This is a genomic window from Leucobacter albus (genome assembly GCF_039528015.1).
Taxonomy (GTDB): Bacteria; Actinomycetota; Actinomycetes; order Actinomycetales; family Microbacteriaceae; genus Leucobacter; species Leucobacter albus.
This window is the reverse complement of record NZ_BAAAKZ010000003.1, coordinates 733,325-756,006: the sequence shown is the minus strand read 5'-3', so window position 1 is coordinate 756,006 and position 22,682 is coordinate 733,325. Positions and strand designations below refer to the sequence as shown.

The following is a 22,682-nucleotide window of genomic DNA, read 5'->3' as shown; positions in this document are numbered from 1 at the left end:
TTTGCTCCTTGATTCCTGAAAAGTGTAGATACTGTGCGAGTTCGATGAGTCGTTGCTGACTAGTTCGACTTCGCGGTGACCCAAACAGTGAGTGCGACGATCGAGCCGAGCCCGATGATCCAGATGAAGAGACCCTCAGCAACCGGACCGATCGACCCGAGCGAGAAGCCGCCAATGGCCGGCTTGTCCTCGATGTACTTGAGGTAGGTGATGATGTCGGCCTTCTGCTCCGGCGTGATGTTCGCGTCGCTGAAGACGGGCATGTTCTGGGGGCCGGTTACCATCGCGTTGTAGATGTGCGTCGGCTCGACACCGGTCAGCGGGGGAGCCCACTTACCCTGGGTCAGCGCGCCACCGGCGCCAGCAACGTTGTGGCACATTGCGCAGTTGATGCGGAACAGCTCGCCACCGCGCGCTGCGTCACCCTCACCGGCGAGCAGCGCCGGGTCGGGCAGCTCGGGGCCGGGGGCCAGCGAAGCGACATACGCGGCCATCTGCAGCGTCTGCTCCTCGGTGAACTGTGCGGGCTTGACCATGCCCTGCGGGCCCTGGAAGGCGAGTGGCATGCGCCCCGTGCCAACCTGGAAGTGCACGGATGCGGCGCCGACGCCAATCAGCGAGGGGCCATCGGTGCCGCTGCCCTCTGCGCCCATGCCGTGGCAGGTAGCGCAGTTGGCGGCGAACAACTTCTCGCCCTCTTTGATGACAGCGGGGGAGGTGAGATCAACCTCTGCCGTAGCCGACGTGGTGCTGATGCCTGCGTATGCGGCGCCCGTAACGACGAGTCCGACTGCCAGCAGGGCTGCGGTTGCAAGTGGGTGACGACGCCCAGTCTTTGCGGAGTTCTTCTTGGCGCGAGCCATGATGTCTATTGCTCCTGACTCTACTTAATGATGTAGATGATGAAGAAGAGGATGATCCAGACGATGTCGACGAAGTGCCAGTAGTACGACACGACGACGGCGGTCGTCTCCTCCTTGTGCGTGAAGTTCTTGACCGCGTAGATGCGGCCAATCACGAGGAGGAAGGCAAAGAGGCCGAGCGTCACGTGAATGCCGTGGAAGCCGGTGGTGAGGTAGAACGCGGAGCCGTACGGGTCGCTTGCGAGGGTGATTCCCTCGGAGACGAAGACTGCGTACTCATAGGACTGGCCGGCGACGAAGATCGCGCCCATAAAGAAGGTGAGGAAGAACCATTCAACGGTTCCCCACTTCGCTGGGCTCCAGCCGGTGCGGCGTGGCTGCATCCGCTCGGCCGCGAACACGCCCGCCTGGGCGGTGAACGAGGAGAGCACGAGGATCGTGGTGTTAATCGCCGCGAAGGTGAAGTTGTGCTTTGCGGTCTGTTCGGCCCACAGCTCTGGGTTCATCGCCCTGAGAGTGAAGTAAATCGCGAACAGGCCAGCGAAGAACATGACCTCGCTGCCGAGCCACACGATCGTGCCTACGGCGACGCCGTTTGGTCGCTTCACCGTGGGCACGGCTGACTTGGTATTCATAGTGGTCGTTGTCACCCTTCCATTATGGCTGAAAGTTTGGTGTGGATTTTCACTGATCCTCGGCGCGCCGAATAATCTGTGCCAAATACCGTTACAGCCTACCCCGCTTGCTCACCTTCATGGACCACTTCGCCCGGGGCGCGGCGTGTCGTCACCTAGGATTGTCTCATGACTGAAGATCGGACCTGGCCAGCGATTCTCTCGACCCTTCTCGCGGGAGAGGATCTCAGTGTTTCGCAGGCAGAGTGGGCCATGTCCCGGTTTATGACCGGCGCGGCAAGTGGCGCCCAGATCGGCGGCTTTCTCGTCGCGCTGCAGGCAAAGGGCGTGTCAGTCGAGGAGGTGATTGGCTTTCGCGACGCGATTCTCGAGGAGGCGGCCCCGCTCAAGCTGCCCATTATGTCTCTCGATATTGTGGGAACCGGGGGAGACCGCTTCGGCACCGTGAACATCTCGTCGATGGCTTCGATCGTCGCAGCTGCTGCCGGCACTCCCGTCGTGAAGCACGGCAACAAGGCCGCAAGTAGCCTCTCTGGCTCGTCAGACGTCTTCACCTCGCTCGGTGTGAACCTGCAGCTCGACGGCGACCAGCTGGCCCGCTCGTTCGATGAGTCTGGCATTGCTTTCGTGCACGCCTCCCGCTTTTTGCAGGGGTTCAAGCACGTCGCCGCTCCGCGCGCCGAACTCGGCATACCGACGGTATTCAACTTTCTCGGCCCACTGTGCAACCCGGTGCGGCCAGAGGCCTCAGCCGTCGGTGTCGCCGACCTGGAGCGTGTTCCGATCTTTGTTGGCGTCTTCCGCCTGCGCGGCGCCTCGGCGCTCGTGTTCCGCGGCGACGACGGCCTCGACGAGCTGACAACGACTGGGCACTCGCGCATCTGGGAGGTGAGCCGCGGCGGCCTCACCGAGCACGATCTCGAACCGCGCGATCTCGGCATTCCACGGGCTGAGATTTCTTCGCTCATTGGCGGCTCGCCCGAAGAAAATGCGGATGTCGTACGGCGCGTCTTGGGCGGCGAGAAGGGCCCGGTACGCGACATCGTGCTGCTGAATGCCGCAGCGGGTCTTGTTTCGTTCGACATCGCCTCGCGCCCGGAGTCTGTTGAGACGCCGCTGCTTGCGCGGCTGCGCGAAAAGCTCGCGCTCGCCGAGTCGGTGATTGACTCCGGTGCTGCCCAGGCGAAGCTCGAGTCGTGGATCGCGGCGACCCAGGCGGCAGGCGCGCTCGAGAGCTAGATGTCGCCAGCGCGCTAGGTGTCGCCCGCGACTGTGGCCCCACCAGCGCGCGCCGCGGTGATAAACGCGGAGATGAGTGAGCTGCTCTTCACCCCAGGTGCAATCTCGACGCCGCTTGACACGTCGACGCCCGAGGGCCTCGCGATCGCGATCGCCTCGGCGACGTTCGCCGGGGAGAGCCCGCCGGCGAGCAGCCAGTTGTCGCCGAGCGTTTGGCCGGCGAGTAGCCCAAGGTCCCATGGTTCACCCGAGCCGGCTGCGGCCCCGTCGACGAGCAGGCGCTCCTCGCCGAAGTCGCCAGCGCGCAGGCCCGGGTCGCGCGCGAGGCTTGCTGCGCGCCAGATTCGGGGGTGGATCTTCGCGGCCGCAGCAAAGTCGTCGGCGCTGTAGCCGCCGTGAAGCTGTAGCACGTCGAAGCCCAGTCGTTGCGCGGTCGAGGCCGCCTCGACCGCGGGCATCTCTCGCACCACGAGCACGGTGTCGACGCCCGGGCTCGCCTCGCGCGCGGCGCTGAGTACAGCGCTCGCCTGTGCCGCAGTCGCGTGACGCGGGCTCGGCTCGCTCATAACGACGCCGACGGCGTCTGCGCCGCTGCGTGCAGCGTGTGCAGCGTGGTTCGAATCGGTGAGCCCGCAAATCTTGATGTACATCGCCGATAGTGTAGCGCGGCGCTTTGGGCATTCGGTCAGCAACTGTTCACGGTCGGTTCATGCCGAGGGGTCATCTCGTCCATGTGCGGGCGTCACGATGGACACTGCGTCCACGGTCGGTGGGCGTCACCCCACCGAAAGGCAACCGTGAGCGCTCTTCCCGTGCTGATCTTCGACTTTGACGGCACCGTCTCGCTTGGACCGGGCCCGGTGCGCGCCTACGCGACGGCGGTTGCCGAGCTCGGTGGCGGCGGATCGGCGCTCACCGCCGACATCGATCGGCGACTGCAGCGCGACGCCGGCCGCTCTCTCGACGGGTACGAAATCGTCAGGGAGGTTGCCCTCGCGCACGGTGTGGGGGAGCAGCAGCTGTCGCGCGGGTATCTCGCGAGCAGAGAGCTGCTCGCCACTCCAGCAGCGCCGGTGGAAGTGCCGAGCGGGCTCGAGACGTTTTTGCGGGGCGCGCGCGCCGAGCGGATTCTGCTCACGAACGCCCCGCGTACCCGCATCGATGCCGCCCTTGCTGCGCTGGGCCTCGCGGGTGCGTTCGACCGCGTGATCACCGATGCTGGCAAGCCCGCCGGGCTCGTCGCGCTGCTCGAGGAGCTCGACGCGACCGGTGAGCGGCGACGAGTACTGAGCATCGGCGACGTGTGGCGCAACGACCTCGCGCCCGCGCACGACCGGGGCCACACGACCGCGCTCGTCGGCGGGCTTCTTCCCGTCGACGCGACGCCAGACTTCGCGGCAGAGACCGTCACCGATTTGCTCCCCGACTTTCGCCGTTGGCTGTCTGACCCCGCACCGGCAGCGGTGTCAGACAACTAGCGGCCGCACGCTGGCGCCAGCAACGACGCGGCGCCAGCGCTGCCCCGATACCCCTCAGACCCTCAACCCACCGCTCTACTAAGTGCAAAGGAAACTCATGCGAACCACTTATTCCCGTGCCCTCACGCGCCGTTCAGGCGCGCTTCGTACCGCGGCCGTCGGCGCGGCGCTCGCGGCACTCACCCTGACCGGTTGCTCGGCGGCCGCAGGGGATGCCGAGGGCAAGCCGGCGCAAGACACCGAAGCGGCACAAGACCCCAGCTCGCTCGTGCTCGCCCTCGTGCCCTCGCAAGACCAAGATGGGCTCGTCGACACCGCAGCCCCGCTCACCGACTACCTCACCGAGGAGCTCGGCATCGAGGTCACCGGCGTCGTCTCGAAGGACTATCAGGCCGCGGTCGAGGCGATGGGCGCTGGCCAAGCGCAGATCGGCTTCCTGCCGTCGTTGCAGCTGTGGCAGGCGAACGACATGTACGGCGCTGAGACCGTGCTGCAGACAGAGCGCAATGGAAACATTACCTACCCTGCGCAGTTCATGACGAACAACCCAGACAAGTACTGCGAAGACACCCCGGTTGAACGCGACGGCAAGCTGTTCTGCAACGGCGCCGATGCCATGGCTGGCCCCGCTGGGCTCGACAGCATCGAGAAGATGCAGGGCGCTAAGGTCGCCGTACTCGGGCCGGGCTCCCCGGCGGGCTACATCTACCCGATGCTGGCGTTGCAGGAGGCTGGGTTCAACACCGACACCGACATTCAGCAGGTACCTGTCACCGCGAACGACGCAGCCGTGCTCGCCGTCTACAACGGCGACGCCGAGGTCGGTTTCAGCTTCTGGGACGCGCGCGACATCGTCGCAAAAGACACGCCAGACGTGGGCCAGAAGGTCGTGGTGTTTGCGATGACCGAGGAGATTCCGAACGACGGCGTAGCGCTGTCGAGCGACCTTTCGCCCGAGCTCAAGCAGCGCATCACCGATGCGCTCGAGGAGTTCTCGAACACGCCAGACGGCTCTGCGATTCTCGAGAGCATCTACTCGATCACGAAGCTCGCACCCGCCAACCCCGACTCGCTCGACGTTGTCGCGCGCGCCGCCGAGGCGCTGGGCCTCCAGTGAGCTCACACCCCGTAGGTTCGCTTGCGGGCCAGTGGGCGGGGTCGGCCACTGTCGCCGACCCCGCCCACTGGGCGATCTCGCTGCGCGATGTCACTGTGCGTTACCCAAACGGCACCGTCGGGCTCAACGGCGTGTCGCTCGACATCCCAGCGGGCTCGATGGTCGCAATTGTCGGGCTTTCTGGGTCTGGCAAGTCGACGCTGATCCGCACCATCAACGGGCTCGTTCCCGTGACCGCGGGCACGCTCACTGTTGGCGGCTGCGCCGTCGACGGAGCTCGGCCGCGGGCACTGCGCGCGCTGCGAGGGGAGATCGGCATGGTGTTCCAGGGTTTCAACCTTGCTGGCCGCGCCTCCGTGCTGCAGAACGTACTCGTCGGGCGCCTCGCGCACACACCGCTCTGGCGCACCCTGATCGGGCGCTACCGGGGCTCCGACAAGCAACTCGCGTACGAGGCACTCGACAGCGTGGGCATTCTGCCGAAGCTCTACGCGCGCGCCTCCGACCTCTCGGGCGGCCAGCAGCAGCGCGTCGCCATCGCCCGAGCGCTCACGCAGCAGCCAAAGATCGTGCTCGCCGACGAGCCGGTGGCGAGCCTCGACCCGCCAACGGCCCACAGCGTGATGGGTGACCTACGCCGCATCAACGAAGAGCGTGGCATCACCGTGCTCGTGAATCTGCACCTGCTCGATCTCGCCAGGGAATACGGCGTGCGGCTCATCGGCATGCGAGCTGGCGAGGTCGTCTACGATGGGCCCGCGGCCAGCGCGAGCGACGCCGATTTTGAGCGCATTTACGGCCGCCCGATCGCCTCGGGCGATCGCCTGGCGGGCGATGGGGCCGCACGATGACCGAGCTCGCCCTTCCGCCGAGGCCACGCGGCGGCTATCGCGGCCCAGCGATCGCGCTCGGGGTGCTGGCGGTGACGGTGGTGATGTGCCTCCCCGGGATCGGAATTGGCGTCGACCTCGGCGCGATAGCACGCAACTGGCAGAACGGCGCAGACAAGATCCTGAAGCTACTCGCGCCAGACTGGTCGTTCTTTCCGCGCACCATCGCACCGTTCGTCGAGACGCTGCAGATGGCCGTGATCGCGACGGCCGTCGGATCCGCCATCTCGCTGCCCGTGAGCTTTTGGGCCGCGCGCAACACGAACCCGAGCGCGCCGTTTCGGCTCGCGGTGCGGGCGATGCTCAACATCGTGCGCGCCGTTCCCGATCTGCTCTACGCCGCCATTCTCGTCGCGATGGTGGGGGTGGGCGCACTGCCTGGCATGCTCGCCCTCGTCGTGTTCAACATTGGGATTCTCGTGAAGCTCGTCTCCGAGGCCCTCGACGCGAACGACACCGGCCCGCTCGAGGCTGGCCGCGCCGTCGGGGCTACGCAGCCACAAATCAATCGCACCCTCGCCCTGCCCGACGCCTGGCCAGCCTTCGCGAACCAGGCGCTGTATGTGTTCGAACTCAACGTGCGCGCGTCTACCGTGCTCGGGCTCGTCGGCGCCGGCGGCCTTGGCCTACTCATCGACGCGGTGCGCACGTTCTACCGCTACGACCAGCTGTCGCTCATCATTCTGGAGATCCTCATCATCGTGATCGTTATCGACACCGTCAGCTCCGCGATTAGGCGGCGACTCGTATGAGCGTGCAGACTACGCGGCAGCTCGCCCTCCCGCCACGCCCGCGCCGCCCGCTGCGGGCGGTCGCGTGGGCAGTGATTACGCTCGCCGTGGTCGTGGCGTTCTGGTCGATCGAAGTCAACTGGCAGCGGCTTGGAGACCTGCCCTCCGAGATCGCCCGCTACTTCGGGCTGATGTTTAGCTCGCCAAACTGGGAGAAACTTCCCGAGGCGCTCTGGCAGACCTGGCGCAGCCTTGAGATGGCGTGGGTGGGTACTGTGCTCTCGATTCTGCTCGCCACGCCGCTCAGCCTGCTCGCGGCCCGCGGATTTGGCCCCGCGTGGCTTCGCGAGCTGCTTCGCGGGCTGTTCTCGCTCATTCGCGCGGTGCCCGAGATTATCATCGCCATCGTCATTCTGTCGGTGACCGGGCTCACGCCATTCACGGGGGCGCTCGCGCTCGCGGTCAACGGTATCGGAACGCTCGGCAAGTGGGGGTACGAGGCTGTTGAGGCCGTGCCGCAGGGGCCAATCGAGGCAGCTCGGGCCGCCGGCGGCGGTACGTCAGAGGTGTTGCGCTGGGGCGTCTGGCCGCAGGCAGCGCCGGCCTTCTGGTCGTTTTGGCTCTATCGCTTCGAGATCAATGTGCGCTCGTCTGCGGTGCTCGGGCTCATCGGCGTTGGGGGCATCGGCGACATGCTCACCTCGTACACGCAGTACCGCGAGTGGGCGACCGTCGGCGTGTTGCTCATCGTCGTTATCGCGGCTACGGTGCTCGTCGATTGGGCGTCGGGCGCAATTCGTCGCCGCATCACCGAGGGAGGCCGGGCTCGTGGCATGGCATAGCGAAGCGCCGCCAAGCGCGCGGGCGGCCGCGATGGTGCACGCCCTCCAGCCGAGTGAGCGGCAGGTCATCGAACTCGTGACAGCGAGCCCAACGGCCGCGATTGAGTGGACGGCGCAGGAGGTAGCCGAGCGCGCCGGAGTCGGCCGCACCACGGTGATGCGAGCCTGCCAGTCGCTCGGTTACCGTGGGTACCCGCAACTGCGCGTCGCTCTCGCCGCGGAGCTTGGCGCGGCCCAGGCAGCCGGCGGTCGGGTCGGGCCGGCAGGCGGCGAGCCCTCGGCGCTCGACCGGATTGTGCACGAGATCGGCGAGACCGCGCGCTCCCTCGTCGCGAGCGCGAGCATGCTCGACGGGGAGGCGATCGACGGTGCGGTGGGGCGGATCGCCGGGGCCCAACGAGTGCTGGTGGTTGCGAACGGTCTCTCGTCTGCCGTCGCATCGGGTCTTGCCATGCGGCTTTCGTCGCACGGCAGGCACGCAGAATTCATCGCCGACTCGCTCGCTCAGCAGATCTCCGCTCGGCATCTCTCGGTGCGCGATGTCTGCGTTGTGGTGAGCGGGTCGGGCGCCAACGACGCGAGTCTGCGCGCGGCGGCGGCCGCAGGAGCTGCCGGTGCGAGCGTGATCGCGATTACGTCGTTTGCTGCCTCGGCGCTCAGCGAGGCAGCCGACCTTGCCCTCGTGATCGCACCCTCGGGGGTGACGTTTCGAGACGAGCTGGAGCACGCCTCGCGGGTGTCGCTGCTACTCTTCGCCGAGGTGCTCGTTCGGGCTGTTGTTCGTGCAGCCGGGGGCCGTGCTCAAAGCGCGCACGCGCACACCCTCGAGGTCATTTCAGAGCACCTCGAGGGGGAGTAGCGGCGCTACGGAGCGTCTGTCTCATCACCGTGCCTGCCGCGCGGGGCAGCCTCGTCGGTCTCGGTGTGTGGGGCGGGCTCGGGCGTTTGCTCCGGCTCGGGCGTAGGCGACGGTTGCTTCTCGCCGACCACGAGCGAGGCGTCGCCCGAGGCGATGTTCCCAGGGCGGTCAGGCCCCTTCGGCTGAATCTTGCCCGGGTCGAGCGTGCGCTGAATGTCTTCGGGCGTGACTCGCTCGATCGGCCCCGTCGTCGCGTCGACGTACCAGTCGGTCAGCGCCGGGTCAGAGCTGTCGAAGCCCGCGCCGGCGCCCTCATCGGCGGGCACCTCGCTTGTGCCGAAGACGAAATCATCACCGTACTCGTCGATGCCCCGCCGCACGCCCTGGGCGATCGCCGCGCGGGCATACTGCCGCCTGATGATGTACGGGTCGGTGCGCAGATCCTTCGCCCACGACACCATGATGCCCATCACGATGAAGGCGAATGGCAGCGCCGACACAACCATCAGCGACTGTAGCCCAGACAGCGCGTCGCGGCCGCCGGCGAGTAGCAGCGAGATCGCAATGAGGCTGAGGAGCAACCCCCAGAGAATGGTGACCCAGCGCGAGGGCTCCGGGCGGCCAGCCTGAGACATCGACGCCATCACGATCGATGCAGAGTCGGCCGCCGTCACAAAGAACACAATGACGGCGACCATAGCGATGATTGAGGTCACCATGGCGAAGGGAAGCCGCTCGAGAATGCGAAAGAGCACCTCTTCGCCCGAACCGCCCGACTGCAGCTCCTCGCCTGCGAGCGTCATGGAGATCGCTGTGCCGCCGTACACGACGAACCAAGCGATAACGATCGCAGAGGGGACAAGCACAACCGTGGTGACGAACTCGCGCAGCGTGCGACCGCGTGAGATTTTCGCGATGAACATGCCGACGAACGGAGTCCACGACACCCACCAGGCCCAGTAATAGGTCGTCCAGCTCGAAAGAAACTCCGCGGTCTCGGGGCCCTGGTTCGGGTTGCGGGCGAGCATAGTCGGCAACTGGCCGAGGAACTCGACGAGTGAGGTCGGCAGAAAGTTCAGGATGTAGATCGTTGGCCCAACCACGAGCACGAACAGCCCGAGCGCGCCGGTGAGCATCATGTTGAGATTCGAAAGTCGACGAATGCCGCGCTTCACCCCAGAGACCGCCGAAGCGATGAACAGCGAGGTGAGAATAGCGATCGCGCCGACGAGGAAGGCGTTGCCCATCGGGCCGAGCCCAGTGACCATGCGAAAGCCGCTCTCGATCTGCAGTGCACCGATGCCGAGCGAGACAGCGGTACCGAACAGCGTCACGATGATCGCGAAGACGTCGATGAACCGGCCAAGCACACGGTGGCTGCTGCCGGGGAACACGGGCTCGAAGAGCGCCGAGATCAGGGGAGCGCGGCCACGACGGTAGGCGCTGTAGGCGATGGCTCCGCCGACCAACGCGTAGAAAGCCCACGCGATCGGGCCCCAGTGCAGCACCGTCTGGGCGAGAGCGGGTAGCGCCGCCTCCGCGGTTCCGGGTTCGACGTCGATGCCGGGCGCCGGCTGCAAGAAGTACGTGAGCGGTTCGAGCGGCCCGTAGAAGAGCAGACCGATGCCGAGGCCCGCGGCGAAAAGCATCGAGATCCACGAGGTCGTGCTGAACTCTGGCTCCTCGTCATCGGCACCGAGCCGAATGCCGCCGGTGCGCCCATAGCCCACCACGAGCATGAACAGCGCGACGGCGACGGCGAGGGCTCCGAACATCCAGCTAAAGTGCTCGGTCACCCACGCGAGGGAGGTCGCGCCCACGGCAGCGAGGTTGTCGGGAGCGGCAAACGCCCAGACGATAACCGCGACAGTGAGCGTGAACGTGGTGCCGAGCACAATCTTGTTCGTCGGAAACTTCAGGCCGGTCTGCTCGACGCCGATGCCCGGAAGCAGACCCGGGTGCGGCAGCGGGGGAGGCGTGGGTTCCGTGATCTTGCGCGCTCGATGACCGGATTGCTCGGAAAGTGGCATGGGCCCTGTGTCTCCTTTGCTCCGCCGAAGCGGCGGCCGTGGGTTACACGTTAAAGCTACTGTTCCGGTGTGTCGCTGCCTAGACCGAATCCGTTACGCAACACCAGTTGTCGAGAGCGATCCTCGACACGAACAGGGCTTTCTGGCGTTATCGATTCGTAATGACAGTTGGGCGCGTCGGGGAGGGGCTGCGCCTGGGGAGGGGCTGCGCTGGGGCGCGGCATGGGGCGCTCCGGGCACCCTAGTTTTCGGTTGCAGGCTCATCGGCGCGGCGCGACCGCAGGTAGCTCGCGGCCCACACTGCGCACCCGGCGATCGCTGCGCCGAGTGCCACGGGCACCATATGGAGGGGGAGTGGCGCCCACTCGCGTTCGCCGGCCAGCGCCTGCAGCGCGCGACCCGCGAACGCACCTCCCGTAATGAGTGCCCAGAGCGCAAGAGCAAAACGCGCCACCCGCCCGGGGCGACTCCAGTTCACGCTCCAGCGCGGAGCTGTGCGTTGGCGCATTGGTTCTCTCCACGGTGCTGCTCGAGAAAGGCCGGGGCCGGACACGCACTGCAGGGCTGGTGATTCTGCAGCGCAGCGGGACCAGCTTAATTGGCGAATGTGTATCAGTCGAGCGGGCCCGCTCTGGCTAACCTGACATAATATAGATTATCGAAATGACGGTGGGTTGCGTTGGGCCCGAGCGTTTGTGCGCATGGAGATGCGTAATCTAGGCAATCTGCTCGGCGCCGCACAGAACGGGCCAGAAGCTTGCTATTGAGTGTAGAAAGGCCGGGTTAGTGCAGGTGCGTCACGCCCAAATGCGGGCCTCACGCCCAAATGCGGGCCTCGCGCCCAAGTGCGGGCCGCAAGCCAAGCGCCGACCTCGGGTCGAGCGCCGGCCTCGGGTCGAGCCCCGCAGATGCGCTGGCAGGGCCGAGGCAGGCGGGCTGCGTAGCTATACGGGCCACGCCTGAGCGTGCGCCGGCGATGGGCCGGCGCCGGGTCGAACCAGCTCGGCCGTCCAGCACGGCACCGTCTTGCCGTCGCGCCCCAGAATCGCGCCGGGCGCTTCGCCGGTGTACGCAAAGCCCGAGCGCTGCACGGTGCGCAGCGAGGCTACGTTGCCGATGTGCGCCTCCCAGCGCACTCGCTCGAGGTCGGTGCGCTCGAAGGCAACCGCAGCGACAGCGCTGACCGCAACTGACATAATCTGTCGCCCGCGGTGCGGTGCCCCCAACCAGTACCCGAGCATGCCGCTCGGCAACCGCAGCCCAATCACGCCAAGCAGCGGTCCCACCGCTTCGTCGCGAATAGCCCAGGTCCACTCACTGCCTTGGCGCCACGCAGTCGGGGCGTACTCCCCCACAAACGCTGCGGCATCGGCGAGCGTGTAGGGCCAGGGCGTTGACATGAATCGTTCGAACACCGGTTCGCTGCAGTACTCGGCGACGGCGGCTGCGTCGTCACGGCGTAGCTCCGTGAGCACAATCGTTGGCGTCGTGACCAAAAAGGGTTCCATGCTGCAACGCTACTCCCCTGCCCTCCGCACTGCGAGGCGTGGCGGGCAGGGCGTGGCGTGCAGGGCGTGGCGGGCAGGGCTGCGCTACCCGGCCTTGGGTGAGTACGCGAGCACCGCGACCCGCAGCAGTGAGTGTGCAGCGAGCAGCGACACTCCAATTGTGCCGAACTGCCCTGCGTTGAGCATCAAGTCGGCGCTCCCCGAGCGCCAGGCAACGAGGGTGAGCACGAGCGATGCGAGGGCCAGCAGCCAGCCAGCAAGCGCGAGCCCGATTGACACCGTGCGCAGCAGCCAGACGGGAACCGGGCGGCGCAGCGGCGTGAGTAGCGTTACGCCGGCGAAGCCCACCACCGCGAGCGCGAGCGCGCCGAGCACGTCGCTTGGCCGATGCCAGCCGTAGCCCAGTAGCTGCCAACTCACCACCCCGAGCAGCACGGCCCCGGCGAGGGCGAGCACTGCGCGAAGCTGCCGGGGCGCCGCAAAGATAGCGGCGCCAACTACCGTCGCAAATACAGTCATATGCCCGCTCGGGAATGAGTTCTCGGCGGCGAGAGTCAGGAGCTCGGGCCTGCCCAGCACCTCAGATTTCAGCAGCTGCGAGGCGACGATTGCCACCGCCGGCACGAGAGTGACGGTGAGCGCGCGCGCGATTCCGTGCACCCACAGTGCTACAAGCCCGAGCCCGATAAGGGCGGCGGCAATTGCCAGGGGCGACACCAGGCTGAGGGGCGCTGGTGGCTGCGTATTAAATTGGGAGGCCGAAAGCAGATTGTCTTCAACGGCCTGCCCGGTCGAGCTCAGCACGCCGAAGATGTATGCGCCGGCGCCGATGGCGACCCAAAACAGCAGAATCCAGAGCACCCGCAAGCGTCGGCTCGCGTCTGAGGCGATGGGAACACTCACTCGGCGCCTCCCCCGTCAGGGGTCGCAGGCACAGGCACAGGCACAGACACAGACCTCGGCCCAGCGCCGTCGGCACGCGCAGCGCTCGAAGCGCTCGAGGCACGGGCGTCGCCAGTGCGCACTGCCCACAGCGCGAGCGCCGCCGCGGTCGACACGTTCAGCGAATCGACGCCGTGCTCCATGGGAATGATGACGGAGCGCGTCGCCGAGGCGAGGGCGCGATGAGACAGCCCCGGCCCCTCAGACCCGAACATCAGCGCGAGTCGATCGGGCAGATCGTCGACGAAGTCTGCGAGATCCGCTGCATCGTCGCGCAGCGCGAACGCGACAAGCTCGTAGCCCGCGTCTCGAATCAGTGGGCCCGCGTCGCGCCAATCTGGTAGGCGCGCCCAGGGCACCTGCAGCACCGCCCCCATCGACACGCGCACGGCGCGCCGATACAGCGGGTCGGCGCACGCAGGGCTGAGCAAGACTGCGTCGGCGCCCAGCGCGGCAATCGAGCGGAAAATCGCGCCGACGTTCGTGTGATCCGTCAGATCCTCGAGCACGACGACGCGGCGCGAGGAGCGGAGCAGCTCTGCGGGGTCGAGCGGCGCGGGTCGGTGCATGGAGGCTAGCGCGCCGCGATGCATGTGAAAACCTGTGAGCGACTCCAGCTGCGCGGAGGTGCCGACGAACGCCGGCACCTGTGGGTAACGCGCGAGAATCGGCTCGAGCTTCGGCACCCATTCCTCGAGCAGCAACAGCGAGCGCGGCTTGTGCCCGCTGGCGAGCGCGCGCTCAATGACCTTCGGTGACTCGGCAAGATAGAGACCCTCGGCTGGCTCGCGCACGCGCCGAAGCTCGACATCGGTCAGCTTCGTGTAGTCGGCGAGCTCTGGTGCTGAGAGGTCGACGATGGGGGTGAGTATCACGCCTGCGACTCCCCCGCGGTCTCGGGAGCCGGGCCGGGCTGCGCGGCCGAGGCAAATGCGGCTGCGCGGAGCGGATCAACGAACGACGCAATCCGCGCGACCGTGTCGCCGACCGCCTCGTAGTGCACCAGGTGCCCGGTCCCGGGCAGAATGAGCAGCTCAGCGTCAGGCAGCAGCCGCGTGAGATCGAGCTGCTTTGCAAGCGGAGTGATGTCGTCGCGCTCCCCAGCGATGAGCAGCGTTGGCATGTCGTAGGCCGCAGCAAACTCGGCGACGGTGTGCGACACCGAGGCGCGGAACGCGGCGAGCAGCGACACGGAGTCTGCGAACACGGAGAAGTACCTGTCGTGTTGGTCGTGGATCCACCCGCGCAGTTCGCGGTCTCGCGTCTTGGCCATCACCTCGCTCATCACCCTGACAATCAGCGGGTTTCCGAGCACAGCGCGCGCGCCCCGCTCCGGCAGCGCCGCGGCGACCCGATAGTAGGCAATGGCGAGCTGGGTGAGTAGGGCCTGAGGCCCCTCGAGGGCCGGCGCCGAGATCGGGTTAATGAGCACCGTGCGGGTGGATCTCGCGCCCTGCGCGAGCCCCGAGCTCACGACGAGCGAGCCGAACGAGTGGCCGAGAATCATGCCTCCGCCTGGCGCAACCTGCTCGGTAAACGCGACGAGCCACTCGCCGAACAGGTCGAGGTCGTGCTCGCGACCCGGAATCGCCGGCGTGAGCCCGAAGCCTGGCAGGTCTGGCACGTGGATGGCGAGCGTCGGCAGGGCCTCGGCGAGCGCCTCCGCGATGCCCTGCAGGCCGTGATGGTCGCCTCGGAAGCCGTGCACGAGCACAACGGGCTGCCCCGCGGGGTCGCCGAACACCCAGTCTCGGGTGTCGGTGCCGAGGGTGGGCACGAGTTGGGGCAGCTGATCTGGCACAGAGTAGATGCTACCGGGCCGCGGCTGGCACTCCTCTGCACACGCGCCGGGTGGGCGGGCGCAATGTCGCAGGCAGTCGCTACTATCGAGTGAGGCGAAAGGATCACCGTGAACGACGTACTCCCCCTCTGGGCGACCCAACTAGCAGTTTTCGACACCGAGACCACGGGCGTCGAGACCGACTCCGCACGGATAGTCAGCGCCACGCTCGCCCTGCTCAGCGAGCACGGCGAGGTTTCTGAGCGCTACGACTGGTTGCTCGACCCGGGCGTCGAGATTCCAGATTCCGCGGTGCGCGTGCACGGCATCACGACCGAGGTTGCGCGGGCCAGCGGCATCGCAGCGGCGGTCGGCGTGCAACAGATCACCGACCGCATCGCGCAGGTGATCGACAGGGGGCTGCCGCTCGTTGTCTACAACGCGCCGTACGATCTCTCGCTGCTCAGAGCCGAGCAGCGCCGTCACGGCGTCGCTACCGCCGACATTGCGCCGGTGCTCGACCCGCTCATCATCGACAAGCAGCTCGACCGCTACCGCAAGGGCAAGCGCACGCTTGTCGCCGTGGCCGAGCACTACGGCGTCGCCCTCGGTAATGCCCACGATGCGGGCGAAGACGCGATCGCCTCGGGCAAGGTGATGCAACACCTCGCCCGCAAATACGCGAACACGCTCCCGAGCGAGCTCGAAGAGATTCACGCCGCGCAGATCGGGTGGGCGAAAGCGCAGGCCGAAAACTTTCAGGAGTACATGCGGCGGGTGCGCGACCCCAACTTCGTCGCTGAGGGCGAGTGGCCGGTTCGGTCGTAGCTGCCGCGTCTGCCCGACACAGCGAAAGGGCGGGCGATCCACAGAGGATCGCCCGCCCTTTCGCGTTGCTTCGGTTGCTTACGCGCCGAACGCCTTGAAGCGCTGGTTGAACTTCTCAACACGACCGGCCGAGTCCATGATGCGCTGCTTGCCCGTGTAGAACGGGTGCGATGCGCTGGAGATCTCGACGTCGAGCACCGGGTAGGTGGTGCCGTCGAGCTCGATGGTCTTGTCGCTCGTGAGGGTCGAACGCGTGAGGAAGGTCTCCCCCGACGCGAGGTCGCGGAACACGATGGCGTTGTACTCGGGGTGAATCTCGGTCTTCATGACTGTCCTTCGATATTGTTGCGTCTCGCTGATTCGGCGGAATGGCCGAACGCAGAAGTCTTGCGGCGTCACCGCACCAAGGATCAATATTAGCAGATCACGGGCGGCAATGTTGTCGTTGGCGCGTCTTCGCGCCGGTGTGTCGGAATATCCCGGGCAACTAGCTCGCGGCCGGGCGCGCGGTCGCGGCGAATCGGCCGTTGTTCACGCTGAGCTCAAACGCCATGCCAAACGTTGCCTCGAGATTCGCCGCCGTCAGCGTCTCAGCGATGGGCCCAGCCGCCTGAATCTTCCCGTCGCGCACGAGCAGCACGTGCGTGAACCCGGGCGGAATCTCCTCGACGTGGTGGGTGACCATGACCATCGCCGGTGAGTACGGAGACTGCGCGAAACCCGAGAGCATCTGCAGCAACCGCTCGCGCGCACCGAGGTCGAGGCTCGCGCTCGGCTCGTCGAGTAGCAGCAGTTCGGGGTCGGTCATCACGGCCCGCGCGATCAGGGTGCGCTTGCGCTCCCCGTCGCTCAGCGTGCCAAAGGGCTGATCAGCGAGCTCGAGCAGGTCCCACTCGGCGAGCACGCGATCCGCCTGGCGCACGTCGATCGCGTCGTATTGCTCGTTCCACCGGCCCTCAACCGAGTACGCCGCTGTGAGCACCACGTCGCGCACGAGCTCGTTCGGCGGAATGCGCCGCGCGGTCGCGCTCGACACGAACCCAAGCCGGGCACGCAGCTCGAAGATATCGATCTTGCCGAGCCGGTTGCCGAGCACGTCGACCGTGCCCGTCGTCGGAAAATCGTTCGCGGTGACGAGCTTGAGAATCGTGGTCTTGCCCGCACCGTTTGGCCCCAAAATGACCCAGCGCTCGCTGTCGTCGACCTCCCACGTGATGGAGTCGAGAATTGGGCGGCGATTGCGAATGTAGCTCGCGTCAGTGAGGCTCAGCACGGTCGTCATGTGCTCAAGCCTATCTCTAGACTGGGGCTATGAGCGTTACCCCACTCGTCGTTCTCGACTGCGATTCCACAACCATTCAAGATGAGGTCATCGAGCTGCTCGCCGACGTCGCTGGCACCCGCGAGCTCGTCGCCGAGGTGACCGAACGCGCGATGCGCGGGGAACTCGATTTCGCCGAGAGCCTCGTCGAGCGCGTTGCAACCCTGCGCGGCACTTCCGAGTCAGCATTCGCCGAGGCATATGAACGCGTGCGCCTCTCCCCCGGCATTCGAGAGCTCATCGCCGCGGTGCACGAGCGCGGCGGCAAGGTCGGGGTCGTGTCGGGCGGGTTCCACGAGGTGCTCGACACGATCGCCGAAGATCTCGGGCTCGATTTCTGGCGCGCAAACCGCCTCGAGGTCGTCGACGGTGTGCTCACCGGGCGCACCGTAGGCCCCATCATCGATGCCGAGGCGAAGGCCGTGGCGCTCGCCGAGTGGGCGGCCGCGAGCGGTATTCCGCTCAGCGCAACGGTCGCTATCGGCGACGGCGCGAACGACCTGAAGATGATGGCGGTCGCGGCGGTCGGCGTTGGCTACAACGCGAAGCCGATCGTGCAGGAGCAGGCTGACCTGTCGATCTCGCACGACCTCTCGCTCGCGATACCGGTACTCGACCGACTGGGCTAGCGGCCCGGGCCCCGGGCTAGTGCCCGGGGCTGGGCTTGCGCTCCGGGGCCGGGCTTGAGCTCCGGGGGCGAACTAGTGCCCCATGCCGAGGCCGCCGTCAACGGGAATGACGGCGCCCGAGATGTAGGCAGCGTCGTCGCCCGCGAGGAACGCGACCGCGCCGGCGATCTCGGCAACCTGGCCAAAGCGGGCAGCCGGAATCGACGCGAGGTACTGCTGCTGCTGCGCCTCGGGCAGCACCGCCGTCATGTCGGTGTCGATGAAGCCTGGCGCGATGACGTTCGCGGTGATGCCGCGGCCGCCGAGCTCGCGCGTGAGTGAGCGCGCAAAGCCAACGAGCGCCGCCTTCGACGATGAGTAGTTGATCTGCCCGGCGGAGCCATAGAGCCCGACGACCGAAGAAATCAGCACGACGCGCCCGAAGCGCTGCTTGAGGAGGCCCTTCGACGCGCGCTTGACGACGCGGAACGTGCCGGTGAGGTTCGTGTCGATCACATCGGTGAAGTCTTCCTCAGACATGCGCAGCAGCAGGGTATCGCGGGTGATGCCGGCGTTTGCTACGAGCACCTCAACCGGGCCGAACTGCTCCTCGACCTCAGTGAATGCGCGATCGATCGAGGCGGAGTCGGTCATCTCGGCTCGCACGGTGAGCGCGCCCTCGGGGCCCTCGCCGGAGCGCGACGTCACCGCGACCCGGTGCCCGTCGGCGATCATTCGTTCTGCGATGGCGTAGCCGATGCCGCGGTTGCCGCCCGTGATAAGTACGGTGCGCGAAGTGGTGCTTGCGTTCATGCCCCTCAGCCTACCGAAGACCCGGGAGACTCATCGGCCCCGGCGTGCCGCCATCGCTCAGGCGAAGCCACGCTTGAGCCCGTAAACTAGGGCTGTTGAAGAGGGAGCCGATGCCAAAAAAGAGCGGCGCGCAGCCGAGCTACAGGGTCACCTCGGCGGGAGTGAACCCCGCCGAGGATCGCGCGCATCGCATGAAGATGTACTTCATCGCGATGACGTTGCGCGTGCTCTGCGTGCTGTCACTGTTTTGGGTGCACGGTTGGTGGGTCATTATCCCGGCAATCGGCACCGTGGTGTTCCCGTGGTTCGCGGTGATGGTGGGCAACGCCGTCGCGCACGGTGGCGAGGAGCAGGTTGCCGCGCTGGATCCGCGGGAGCTTGACGCGCCCGAGCCCGAGCAGGCGCCAGCCGATCATGCTGCCGGTGACACGCTGCTCGTCGTCGACGTTGAGCCGGTGCGGCGCTCCCCCGACCGCGGTGCGAGTGAGGAACCAGCATGACCCAGATCGGCATCAGCCTCGGCGGCCCGCTCGAGCACGCCCACACCTGCTCCCGTGCGGGCTGCCGCGATGAGGCGCAGTGGGCGCTGCGATGGCGCAACCCGAAGATTCACGCCGTAGACCGACGCAAGACTTGGCTCGCCTGCGACGAGCATCGCGACGTACTCGCGGCGTTTCTCACCGACCGGAGCTTTCCGCTCGAAATCATTACCGTAGGAGAACTCGATGACTGAACAGCGCGTTGGGTGGTCGTTTCTGCGGTCGAAACGTTGGATCGGGTACTTCGCCCTCTTCGTGATCTTCGCGATCGCCTGCGTATACCTCGGCAACTGGCAGTTCGATCGCCGGGCGCAGGCCCGCGCAGAAATCGACCGCATCGACAACAACTACGACGCCGCGCCGGTGCCGCTCGCTGAGGCACTCCCAGACACCGACGATTTCAACATTGACGAGCACAAGTGGCTCACCGTCACGCTGACGGGAAGCTACGACGAGGGCCTCGTGCTCGCCCGCAACCGGCCAGGGCCGAGCGGAGTCGGCGCCGATATCATCGTCCCGTTTCGCACTTCCGAGGGGCGGGTCTTCTTCGTCGACCGCGGGTGGATGCTCGCGAGCGGCACAGAGATCGATAGGGCGCTCGCGGCTGCGCCCGCGGCCCCCGAAGGCCAGGTCGATGTCGTCGTTAGGCTGCGTGCGAGCGAACCAGAGGTCGATGGTCGAAGCTCGGCGGGGCGAACGGTTGCGAGCATCAACATTGCCGAGATCGCCGAGGTGAGCGGCGTCACCGACGCCTACTACTCCGGCGCCTACGGCATGCTCGTCTCTGAGACCCCGAGCGCCGAGCACGGAGTGCTCCCGCCGAAACCCGAGCGCGATGAGGGCCCACACCTCTCATACGCGTTGCAGTGGTACGTCTTCATCATCATCGCGGCGATCGGCGTGGCCTACGCCGCACGCCAGGAGTTCAAGAACCTCAACGCGGGCAGCGACGAGGTGCTCGCTATGGAGCAGAAGGAGCGCCAGCGCAAGAAGCGACGCGGCCCGAGCGACGCCGATGTTGAGGATGCGCTGCTCGATGCTTAGCGGGCGCACACACGGCGCGCGGTTCAGCCGCGGCCTGCGGTCGGTAACGCTGCTCGGCGCGCTTGCCGCCACCGCGGCGCTGCTCGCGGGGTGCGCCGCCGAGCCCGACCCAACCGTCGCCCGCGATGCGCTCCGAGAGGTCACGGCGGAGCCAGCCGCCCCAGATGCGCTCGAAGAATACGACGCAGAGGCCCACCCCGAGCCGATTGTCGAGCCGCTCGAGTGCTCGCCCTATCTCGTCATCACGGCGCGCGGCACGGGCGAGCCGAAGAAGAAGCAGCTCCTCGGCCCCGTCGCCCGCGCGATTTCGGCGGCCAGGCCAGGCGAGGTCGAGCGGCTCGAGCTCGACTACCCAGCAGACACCGAGATCAACGCGGGTGCGACGCTTGGCGCCCGTACGCTCATCGACACGCTCAACCTGCAGGCGGAGAGCTGCCCCGATCAGCGCACAATTCTGCTCGGTTACTCCCAGGGAGCGCTCGTGATTGGCGACGCGCTGGCCGCGAGCGACGCGCGCCTCGTTGGAGTGAACGTCGGCGCCGTCAGCGAGGCAGCGGCCGAAAGCGTGCTCGCCGTGGTGCTGTACGGCAACCCGCGCTTCGTTGGCGCCGACCCGAGCGGCTACGGCAGCTACTCCCCCGACACCAACGGCATTCTCCCGCGGCCGCCCGGCAGCTTCGCCGGCTACGAGGGCAGGCTGCGCGACTACTGCGTGAGCGACGACTTCATCTGCCAGGCCACCCTGTCGATGGAGGAGGCGGGGCATGTCGCCTATTACGACAACGGCATGCAGAGCGACGGCGCGGCATACGTCATCACGCGGCTCGGGCCGATTACCGAGCGGGCCGAGCCGGAGCCGGAGCCGACGGAAGAAAGCCCGAGCCCCAGCCCCAGTGCTGGTGCGGAGGTTGGCTAGGCGAGCTCGATGAGCTCGAGGTACTCCTTCGACCAGTGATCTTCGGTGCCCTCGGGCATGATGAGCACGCGCTCGGGGTTGAGCGCCTCAACTGCGCCAGGGTCGTGCGACACGAGCACGACGGCTCCCGTGAAGTGCGCGAGCGCGTCGAGAATCTCGAGGCGGCTCGCTGGGTCGAGGTTGTTCGTCGGCTCATCGAGCAGCAGCACGTTTGCGCTCGACACCACGAGGCGCGCGAGCGCCAGCCGGGTCTTTTCGCCGCCCGAGAGCACCCCGGCTGGCTTCAGCACATCGTCGCCGGTGAACAGGAACGAGCCGAGCACCTTGCGGGCTTCGGTCTCGGTGAGGTGCTGTGAGACAGACACCATGTTCTGCAGCACGCTCGCTTTCACATCGAGGGTCTCGTGCTCCTGGGCGTAGTACCCCACCTTCAGGCCGTGGCCCTCGATGATCGTGCCGGTATCGGGCTCGTCTACCTGAGCGAGGATGCGCAGCAGCGTCGTCTTGCCCGCGCCGTTCAGGCCAAGAATGACGACCTTCGAGCCGCGGTCGATCGCGAGGTCGACGCCAGCGAAGATCTCGAGCGAACCGTACGACTTCGAAAGCCCCTCGGCCATGATCGGGGTCTTGCCGACGGGAGCCGGGTCGGGGAAGCGGAGCTTCGCGACGCGATCCACCTGGCGCTCCTCCTCGAGGCCCGCCAGCATTCGATCAGCTCGAGCAACCATCTGGTGCGCGGCCGCGGCTTTCGATGCCTTCGCGCCGAAGCGTGCGGCCTGGTCCTTGAGCTGAGACGCCTTCTTCTCGACGTTGACGCGCTCCTTGCGGCGCCGCTCCTCGTCGGCTGCGCGCTGGCGCTGGTACAGCTTCCAGCCCATGTTGTAGACGTCGATCACCTGGCGGTTGGCGTCGAGGTAGAAAACACGGTTCACGGTCTCCCCCACGAGATCGATGTCGTGGGAGATGATGATGACGCCGCCCTTGTAATTTTTGAGGAACTCGCGGAGCCACACGATCGAGTCGGCATCGAGGTGGTTCGTGGGTTCGTCGAGGATCATCGTGTCGGCGTCTGAGAACAGAATGCGCGCGAGCTCGATGCGGCGGCGCTGACCGCCAGAGAGCGTCTTCAGTGGCTGATCGAGGATGCGGTCGGGCAGCCCGAGGTTGTGCGAGATCGACGCGGCCTCGGCCTCGGCGGCGTAGCCACCGAGCGCCTGGAAGCGGTCGGTGAGATTTCCGAAGCGCTTCATCGCCTTCTCTGCGATCTTCGGGTCGCTCGACCCCATCTCTTCCGAAGCCTTCGCGATGTTCTTGTTGAGCGTGCCGAGCCCGCGGGCATCGAGGATGCGGTGCCTGGCGATCTGCTCGGGGTCGCCTGTGCGCGGATCCTGCGGCAGGAAGCCGAGCTCGCCCGAGATCTGGATCGATCCCTCCGCCGGCTGCAGCTCCCCCGACAGGGTGCGCGTCAGCGTCGTCTTGCCCGCGCCGTTGCGCCCGACGAGGCCGATCTTGTCTCCCGGGTGCACGCGGAACGAGACCTCGCCCATGAGGCGCCTGGCGCCGACGTCGATCGCGAGATCTTCAACAACAATCACTGGGTACGCTCCTGAACACTGCCTGCCCGGCGTGCGCAGGGCAACCTATCTAGTCTACCCGAGTCAGTGGTGCCGCGTCGCTGGGGGCGAACTGCGGGCCAGGT

26 protein-coding genes are annotated in these 22,682 nt (G+C 66.7%); 13 read left to right on the top strand and 13 right to left on the bottom strand.

All coding sequences use genetic code 11. The features are described 5' to 3' along the window. Positions 1-59: 59 nt before the first annotated feature. Both qcrC and ctaE read right to left on the bottom strand, forming a co-directional pair. The gene (qcrC, locus tag ABD115_RS07120) at positions 60-863 is read right to left on the bottom strand and encodes a cytochrome bc1 complex diheme cytochrome c subunit (RefSeq protein WP_343959634.1); all 804 of its coding nucleotides are present in this window, start codon (positions 861-863) and stop codon (positions 60-62) included. Positions 864-883: 20 nt separating this feature from the next. Further along, a complete protein-coding gene (gene ctaE / locus ABD115_RS07115) occupies positions 884-1,498 on the bottom strand; it encodes an aa3-type cytochrome oxidase subunit III (RefSeq protein WP_343959884.1) in 615 nt (204 codons plus the stop codon). 168 nt (positions 1,499-1,666) lie between these two features. Between ctaE and trpD the strand changes: the two genes are divergently transcribed. Then, positions 1,667-2,737 carry an anthranilate phosphoribosyltransferase gene (gene trpD / locus ABD115_RS07110; protein ID WP_343959632.1) on the top strand — a complete coding sequence of 357 codons (1,071 nt, stop codon included), beginning with the start codon at positions 1,667-1,669 and terminating at the stop codon, positions 2,735-2,737. A gap of 14 nt (positions 2,738-2,751) precedes the next feature. Here the strand turns inward: trpD and ABD115_RS07105 are convergent, their stop codons facing one another. Beyond that, complete coding sequence (locus ABD115_RS07105; RefSeq protein ID WP_343959630.1) at positions 2,752-3,387, bottom strand: phosphoribosylanthranilate isomerase; 636 nt, start codon at positions 3,385-3,387, stop codon at positions 2,752-2,754. Positions 3,388-3,534: 147 nt separating this feature from the next. Here ABD115_RS07105 and ABD115_RS07100 point away from each other — a divergent pair, with 147 nt between their 5' ends. The 6 genes from ABD115_RS07100 (at position 3,535) to ABD115_RS07075 (ending at position 8,654) form a co-directional block, all read left to right on the top strand. After that, positions 3,535-4,215 carry an HAD family hydrolase gene (locus ABD115_RS07100; protein WP_343959628.1) on the top strand — a complete coding sequence of 227 codons (681 nt, stop codon included), beginning with the start codon at positions 3,535-3,537 and terminating at the stop codon, positions 4,213-4,215. Between the two features lie 97 nt (positions 4,216-4,312). Continuing rightward, positions 4,313-5,332 carry a phosphate/phosphite/phosphonate ABC transporter substrate-binding protein gene (gene phnD, locus ABD115_RS07095; RefSeq protein ID WP_343959626.1) on the top strand — a complete coding sequence of 340 codons (1,020 nt, stop codon included), beginning with the start codon at positions 4,313-4,315 and terminating at the stop codon, positions 5,330-5,332. Continuing rightward, positions 5,329-6,183 (top strand): phosphonate ABC transporter ATP-binding protein, encoded by an 855-nt coding sequence (gene phnC / locus ABD115_RS07090; protein ID WP_382389104.1) that lies wholly within the window; start codon positions 5,329-5,331, stop codon positions 6,181-6,183. The genes phnD and phnC overlap by 4 nt, the downstream gene beginning before the upstream one ends. Continuing rightward, the gene (gene phnE, locus ABD115_RS07085; RefSeq protein ID WP_343959624.1) at positions 6,180-6,974 is read left to right on the top strand and encodes a phosphonate ABC transporter, permease protein PhnE; all 795 of its coding nucleotides are present in this window, start codon (positions 6,180-6,182) and stop codon (positions 6,972-6,974) included. Before phnC ends, phnE (ABD115_RS07085) begins: the two co-directional genes overlap by 4 nt. Then, positions 6,971-7,795 (top strand): phosphonate ABC transporter, permease protein PhnE, encoded by an 825-nt coding sequence (gene phnE, locus ABD115_RS07080; RefSeq protein WP_343959622.1) that lies wholly within the window; start codon positions 6,971-6,973, stop codon positions 7,793-7,795. Before phnE (ABD115_RS07085) ends, phnE (ABD115_RS07080) begins: the two co-directional genes overlap by 4 nt. Then, positions 7,782-8,654, top strand: coding sequence for a MurR/RpiR family transcriptional regulator (locus tag ABD115_RS07075; RefSeq protein WP_343959620.1), 873 nt, complete (start codon positions 7,782-7,784; stop codon positions 8,652-8,654). The genes phnE (ABD115_RS07080) and ABD115_RS07075 overlap by 14 nt, the downstream gene beginning before the upstream one ends. Positions 8,655-8,659: 5 nt before the next feature. Here the strand turns inward: ABD115_RS07075 and ABD115_RS07070 are convergent, their stop codons facing one another. The 6 genes from ABD115_RS07070 to ABD115_RS07045 form a co-directional block, all read right to left on the bottom strand. After that, positions 8,660-10,684, bottom strand: coding sequence for a BCCT family transporter (locus ABD115_RS07070; protein WP_343959618.1), 2,025 nt, complete (start codon positions 10,682-10,684; stop codon positions 8,660-8,662). A gap of 241 nt (positions 10,685-10,925) precedes the next feature. Continuing rightward, complete coding sequence (locus ABD115_RS07065) at positions 10,926-11,192, bottom strand: hypothetical protein (RefSeq protein ID WP_343959616.1); 267 nt, start codon at positions 11,190-11,192, stop codon at positions 10,926-10,928. A 436-nt stretch (positions 11,193-11,628) separates the two neighbouring features. Beyond that, positions 11,629-12,192: a GNAT family N-acetyltransferase gene (locus ABD115_RS07060; RefSeq protein ID WP_343959614.1), complete on the bottom strand. Its 564-nt coding sequence runs from the start codon at positions 12,190-12,192 to the stop codon at positions 11,629-11,631. An 84-nt stretch (positions 12,193-12,276) separates the two neighbouring features. Continuing rightward, positions 12,277-13,095 carry a phosphatase PAP2 family protein gene (locus ABD115_RS07055; protein ID WP_343959611.1) on the bottom strand — a complete coding sequence of 273 codons (819 nt, stop codon included), beginning with the start codon at positions 13,093-13,095 and terminating at the stop codon, positions 12,277-12,279. Continuing rightward, the gene (locus ABD115_RS07050; protein WP_343959608.1) at positions 13,092-14,009 is read right to left on the bottom strand and encodes a TrmH family RNA methyltransferase; all 918 of its coding nucleotides are present in this window, start codon (positions 14,007-14,009) and stop codon (positions 13,092-13,094) included. Before ABD115_RS07050 ends, ABD115_RS07055 begins: the two co-directional genes overlap by 4 nt. After that, positions 14,006-14,935, bottom strand: coding sequence for an alpha/beta fold hydrolase (locus ABD115_RS07045; RefSeq protein WP_343959606.1), 930 nt, complete (start codon positions 14,933-14,935; stop codon positions 14,006-14,008). Before ABD115_RS07045 ends, ABD115_RS07050 begins: the two co-directional genes overlap by 4 nt. A 108-nt stretch (positions 14,936-15,043) precedes the next feature. On the opposite strand from ABD115_RS07045, the gene ABD115_RS07040 reads away from it, so the two are divergent. Further along, on the top strand, positions 15,044-15,742 hold the full coding sequence (locus ABD115_RS07040; protein ID WP_343959604.1) for an exonuclease domain-containing protein: 699 nt from the start codon (positions 15,044-15,046) through the stop codon (positions 15,740-15,742). Between the two features lie 78 nt (positions 15,743-15,820). Here the strand turns inward: ABD115_RS07040 and ABD115_RS07035 are convergent, their stop codons facing one another. Further along, positions 15,821-16,069: a type B 50S ribosomal protein L31 gene (locus tag ABD115_RS07035; protein ID WP_343959602.1), complete on the bottom strand. Its 249-nt coding sequence runs from the start codon at positions 16,067-16,069 to the stop codon at positions 15,821-15,823. A gap of 160 nt (positions 16,070-16,229) precedes the next feature. Next, positions 16,230-17,024, bottom strand: a complete 795-nt coding sequence (locus tag ABD115_RS07030; protein ID WP_343959600.1) for an ABC transporter ATP-binding protein — start codon at positions 17,022-17,024, stop codon at positions 16,230-16,232. A gap of 29 nt (positions 17,025-17,053) precedes the next feature. Here ABD115_RS07030 and serB point away from each other — a divergent pair, with 29 nt between their 5' ends. Beyond that, complete coding sequence (serB, locus tag ABD115_RS07025; RefSeq protein WP_343959598.1) at positions 17,054-17,692, top strand: phosphoserine phosphatase SerB; 639 nt, start codon at positions 17,054-17,056, stop codon at positions 17,690-17,692. A 72-nt stretch (positions 17,693-17,764) separates the two neighbouring features. Here the strand turns inward: serB and fabG are convergent, their stop codons facing one another. Continuing rightward, positions 17,765-18,484, bottom strand: coding sequence for a 3-oxoacyl-ACP reductase FabG (fabG, locus tag ABD115_RS07020; protein ID WP_343959596.1), 720 nt, complete (start codon positions 18,482-18,484; stop codon positions 17,765-17,767). A gap of 110 nt (positions 18,485-18,594) precedes the next feature. Between fabG and ABD115_RS07015 the strand changes: the two genes are divergently transcribed. Genes ABD115_RS07015 through ABD115_RS07000 form a run of 4 tightly spaced genes read left to right on the top strand, consistent with a single transcriptional unit; the run spans position 18,595 to position 20,983 of the window. After that, complete coding sequence (locus ABD115_RS07015; RefSeq protein WP_343959593.1) at positions 18,595-18,984, top strand: DUF3099 domain-containing protein; 390 nt, start codon at positions 18,595-18,597, stop codon at positions 18,982-18,984. Further along, positions 18,981-19,217, top strand: a complete 237-nt coding sequence (locus ABD115_RS07010) for a hypothetical protein (RefSeq protein ID WP_343959591.1) — start codon at positions 18,981-18,983, stop codon at positions 19,215-19,217. Before ABD115_RS07015 ends, ABD115_RS07010 begins: the two co-directional genes overlap by 4 nt. Further along, positions 19,210-20,067, top strand: coding sequence for an SURF1 family cytochrome oxidase biogenesis protein (locus ABD115_RS07005; protein ID WP_343959589.1), 858 nt, complete (start codon positions 19,210-19,212; stop codon positions 20,065-20,067). The genes ABD115_RS07010 and ABD115_RS07005 overlap by 8 nt, the downstream gene beginning before the upstream one ends. Next, positions 20,060-20,983, top strand: coding sequence for a cutinase family protein (locus ABD115_RS07000; protein WP_343959587.1), 924 nt, complete (start codon positions 20,060-20,062; stop codon positions 20,981-20,983). Before ABD115_RS07005 ends, ABD115_RS07000 begins: the two co-directional genes overlap by 8 nt. Here ABD115_RS07000 and ABD115_RS06995 read toward each other — a convergent pair. Continuing rightward, positions 20,980-22,578, bottom strand: coding sequence for an ABC-F family ATP-binding cassette domain-containing protein (locus ABD115_RS06995; RefSeq protein ID WP_343959585.1), 1,599 nt, complete (start codon positions 22,576-22,578; stop codon positions 20,980-20,982). The genes ABD115_RS07000 and ABD115_RS06995 overlap by 4 nt on opposite strands. Between the last annotated feature and the right edge of the window lie 104 nt (positions 22,579-22,682).

Bases quoted from the DNA above. Each gene is read 5' to 3' on its own strand.
- qcrC (WP_343959634.1), bottom strand. From the start codon at position 863: ATGGCTCGCGCCAAGAAGAACTCCGCAAAGACTGGGCGTCGTCACCCA.
- ctaE (WP_343959884.1), bottom strand. From the start codon at position 1,498: ATGAATACCAAGTCAGCCGTGCCCACGGTGAAGCGACCAAACGGCGTC.
- trpD (WP_343959632.1), top strand. From the start codon at position 1,667: ATGACTGAAGATCGGACCTGGCCAGCGATTCTCTCGACCCTTCTCGCG.
- ABD115_RS07105 (WP_343959630.1), bottom strand. From the start codon at position 3,387: ATGTACATCAAGATTTGCGGGCTCACCGATTCGAACCACGCTGCACAC.
- phnD (WP_343959626.1), top strand. From the start codon at position 4,313: ATGCGAACCACTTATTCCCGTGCCCTCACGCGCCGTTCAGGCGCGCTT.
- phnE (WP_343959624.1), top strand. From the start codon at position 6,180: ATGACCGAGCTCGCCCTTCCGCCGAGGCCACGCGGCGGCTATCGCGGC.
- phnE (WP_343959622.1), top strand. From the start codon at position 6,971: ATGAGCGTGCAGACTACGCGGCAGCTCGCCCTCCCGCCACGCCCGCGC.
- ABD115_RS07070 (WP_343959618.1), bottom strand. From the start codon at position 10,684: ATGCCACTTTCCGAGCAATCCGGTCATCGAGCGCGCAAGATCACGGAA.
- ABD115_RS07065 (WP_343959616.1), bottom strand. From the start codon at position 11,192: ATGCGCCAACGCACAGCTCCGCGCTGGAGCGTGAACTGGAGTCGCCCC.
- ABD115_RS07060 (WP_343959614.1), bottom strand. From the start codon at position 12,192: ATGGAACCCTTTTTGGTCACGACGCCAACGATTGTGCTCACGGAGCTA.
- ABD115_RS07035 (WP_343959602.1), bottom strand. From the start codon at position 16,069: ATGAAGACCGAGATTCACCCCGAGTACAACGCCATCGTGTTCCGCGAC.
- ABD115_RS07030 (WP_343959600.1), bottom strand. From the start codon at position 17,024: ATGACGACCGTGCTGAGCCTCACTGACGCGAGCTACATTCGCAATCGC.
- serB (WP_343959598.1), top strand. From the start codon at position 17,054: ATGAGCGTTACCCCACTCGTCGTTCTCGACTGCGATTCCACAACCATT.
- fabG (WP_343959596.1), bottom strand. From the start codon at position 18,484: ATGAACGCAAGCACCACTTCGCGCACCGTACTTATCACGGGCGGCAAC.
- ABD115_RS07015 (WP_343959593.1), top strand. From the start codon at position 18,595: ATGCCAAAAAAGAGCGGCGCGCAGCCGAGCTACAGGGTCACCTCGGCG.
- ABD115_RS07010 (WP_343959591.1), top strand. From the start codon at position 18,981: ATGACCCAGATCGGCATCAGCCTCGGCGGCCCGCTCGAGCACGCCCAC.
- ABD115_RS07005 (WP_343959589.1), top strand. From the start codon at position 19,210: ATGACTGAACAGCGCGTTGGGTGGTCGTTTCTGCGGTCGAAACGTTGG.
- ABD115_RS07000 (WP_343959587.1), top strand. From the start codon at position 20,060: ATGCTTAGCGGGCGCACACACGGCGCGCGGTTCAGCCGCGGCCTGCGG.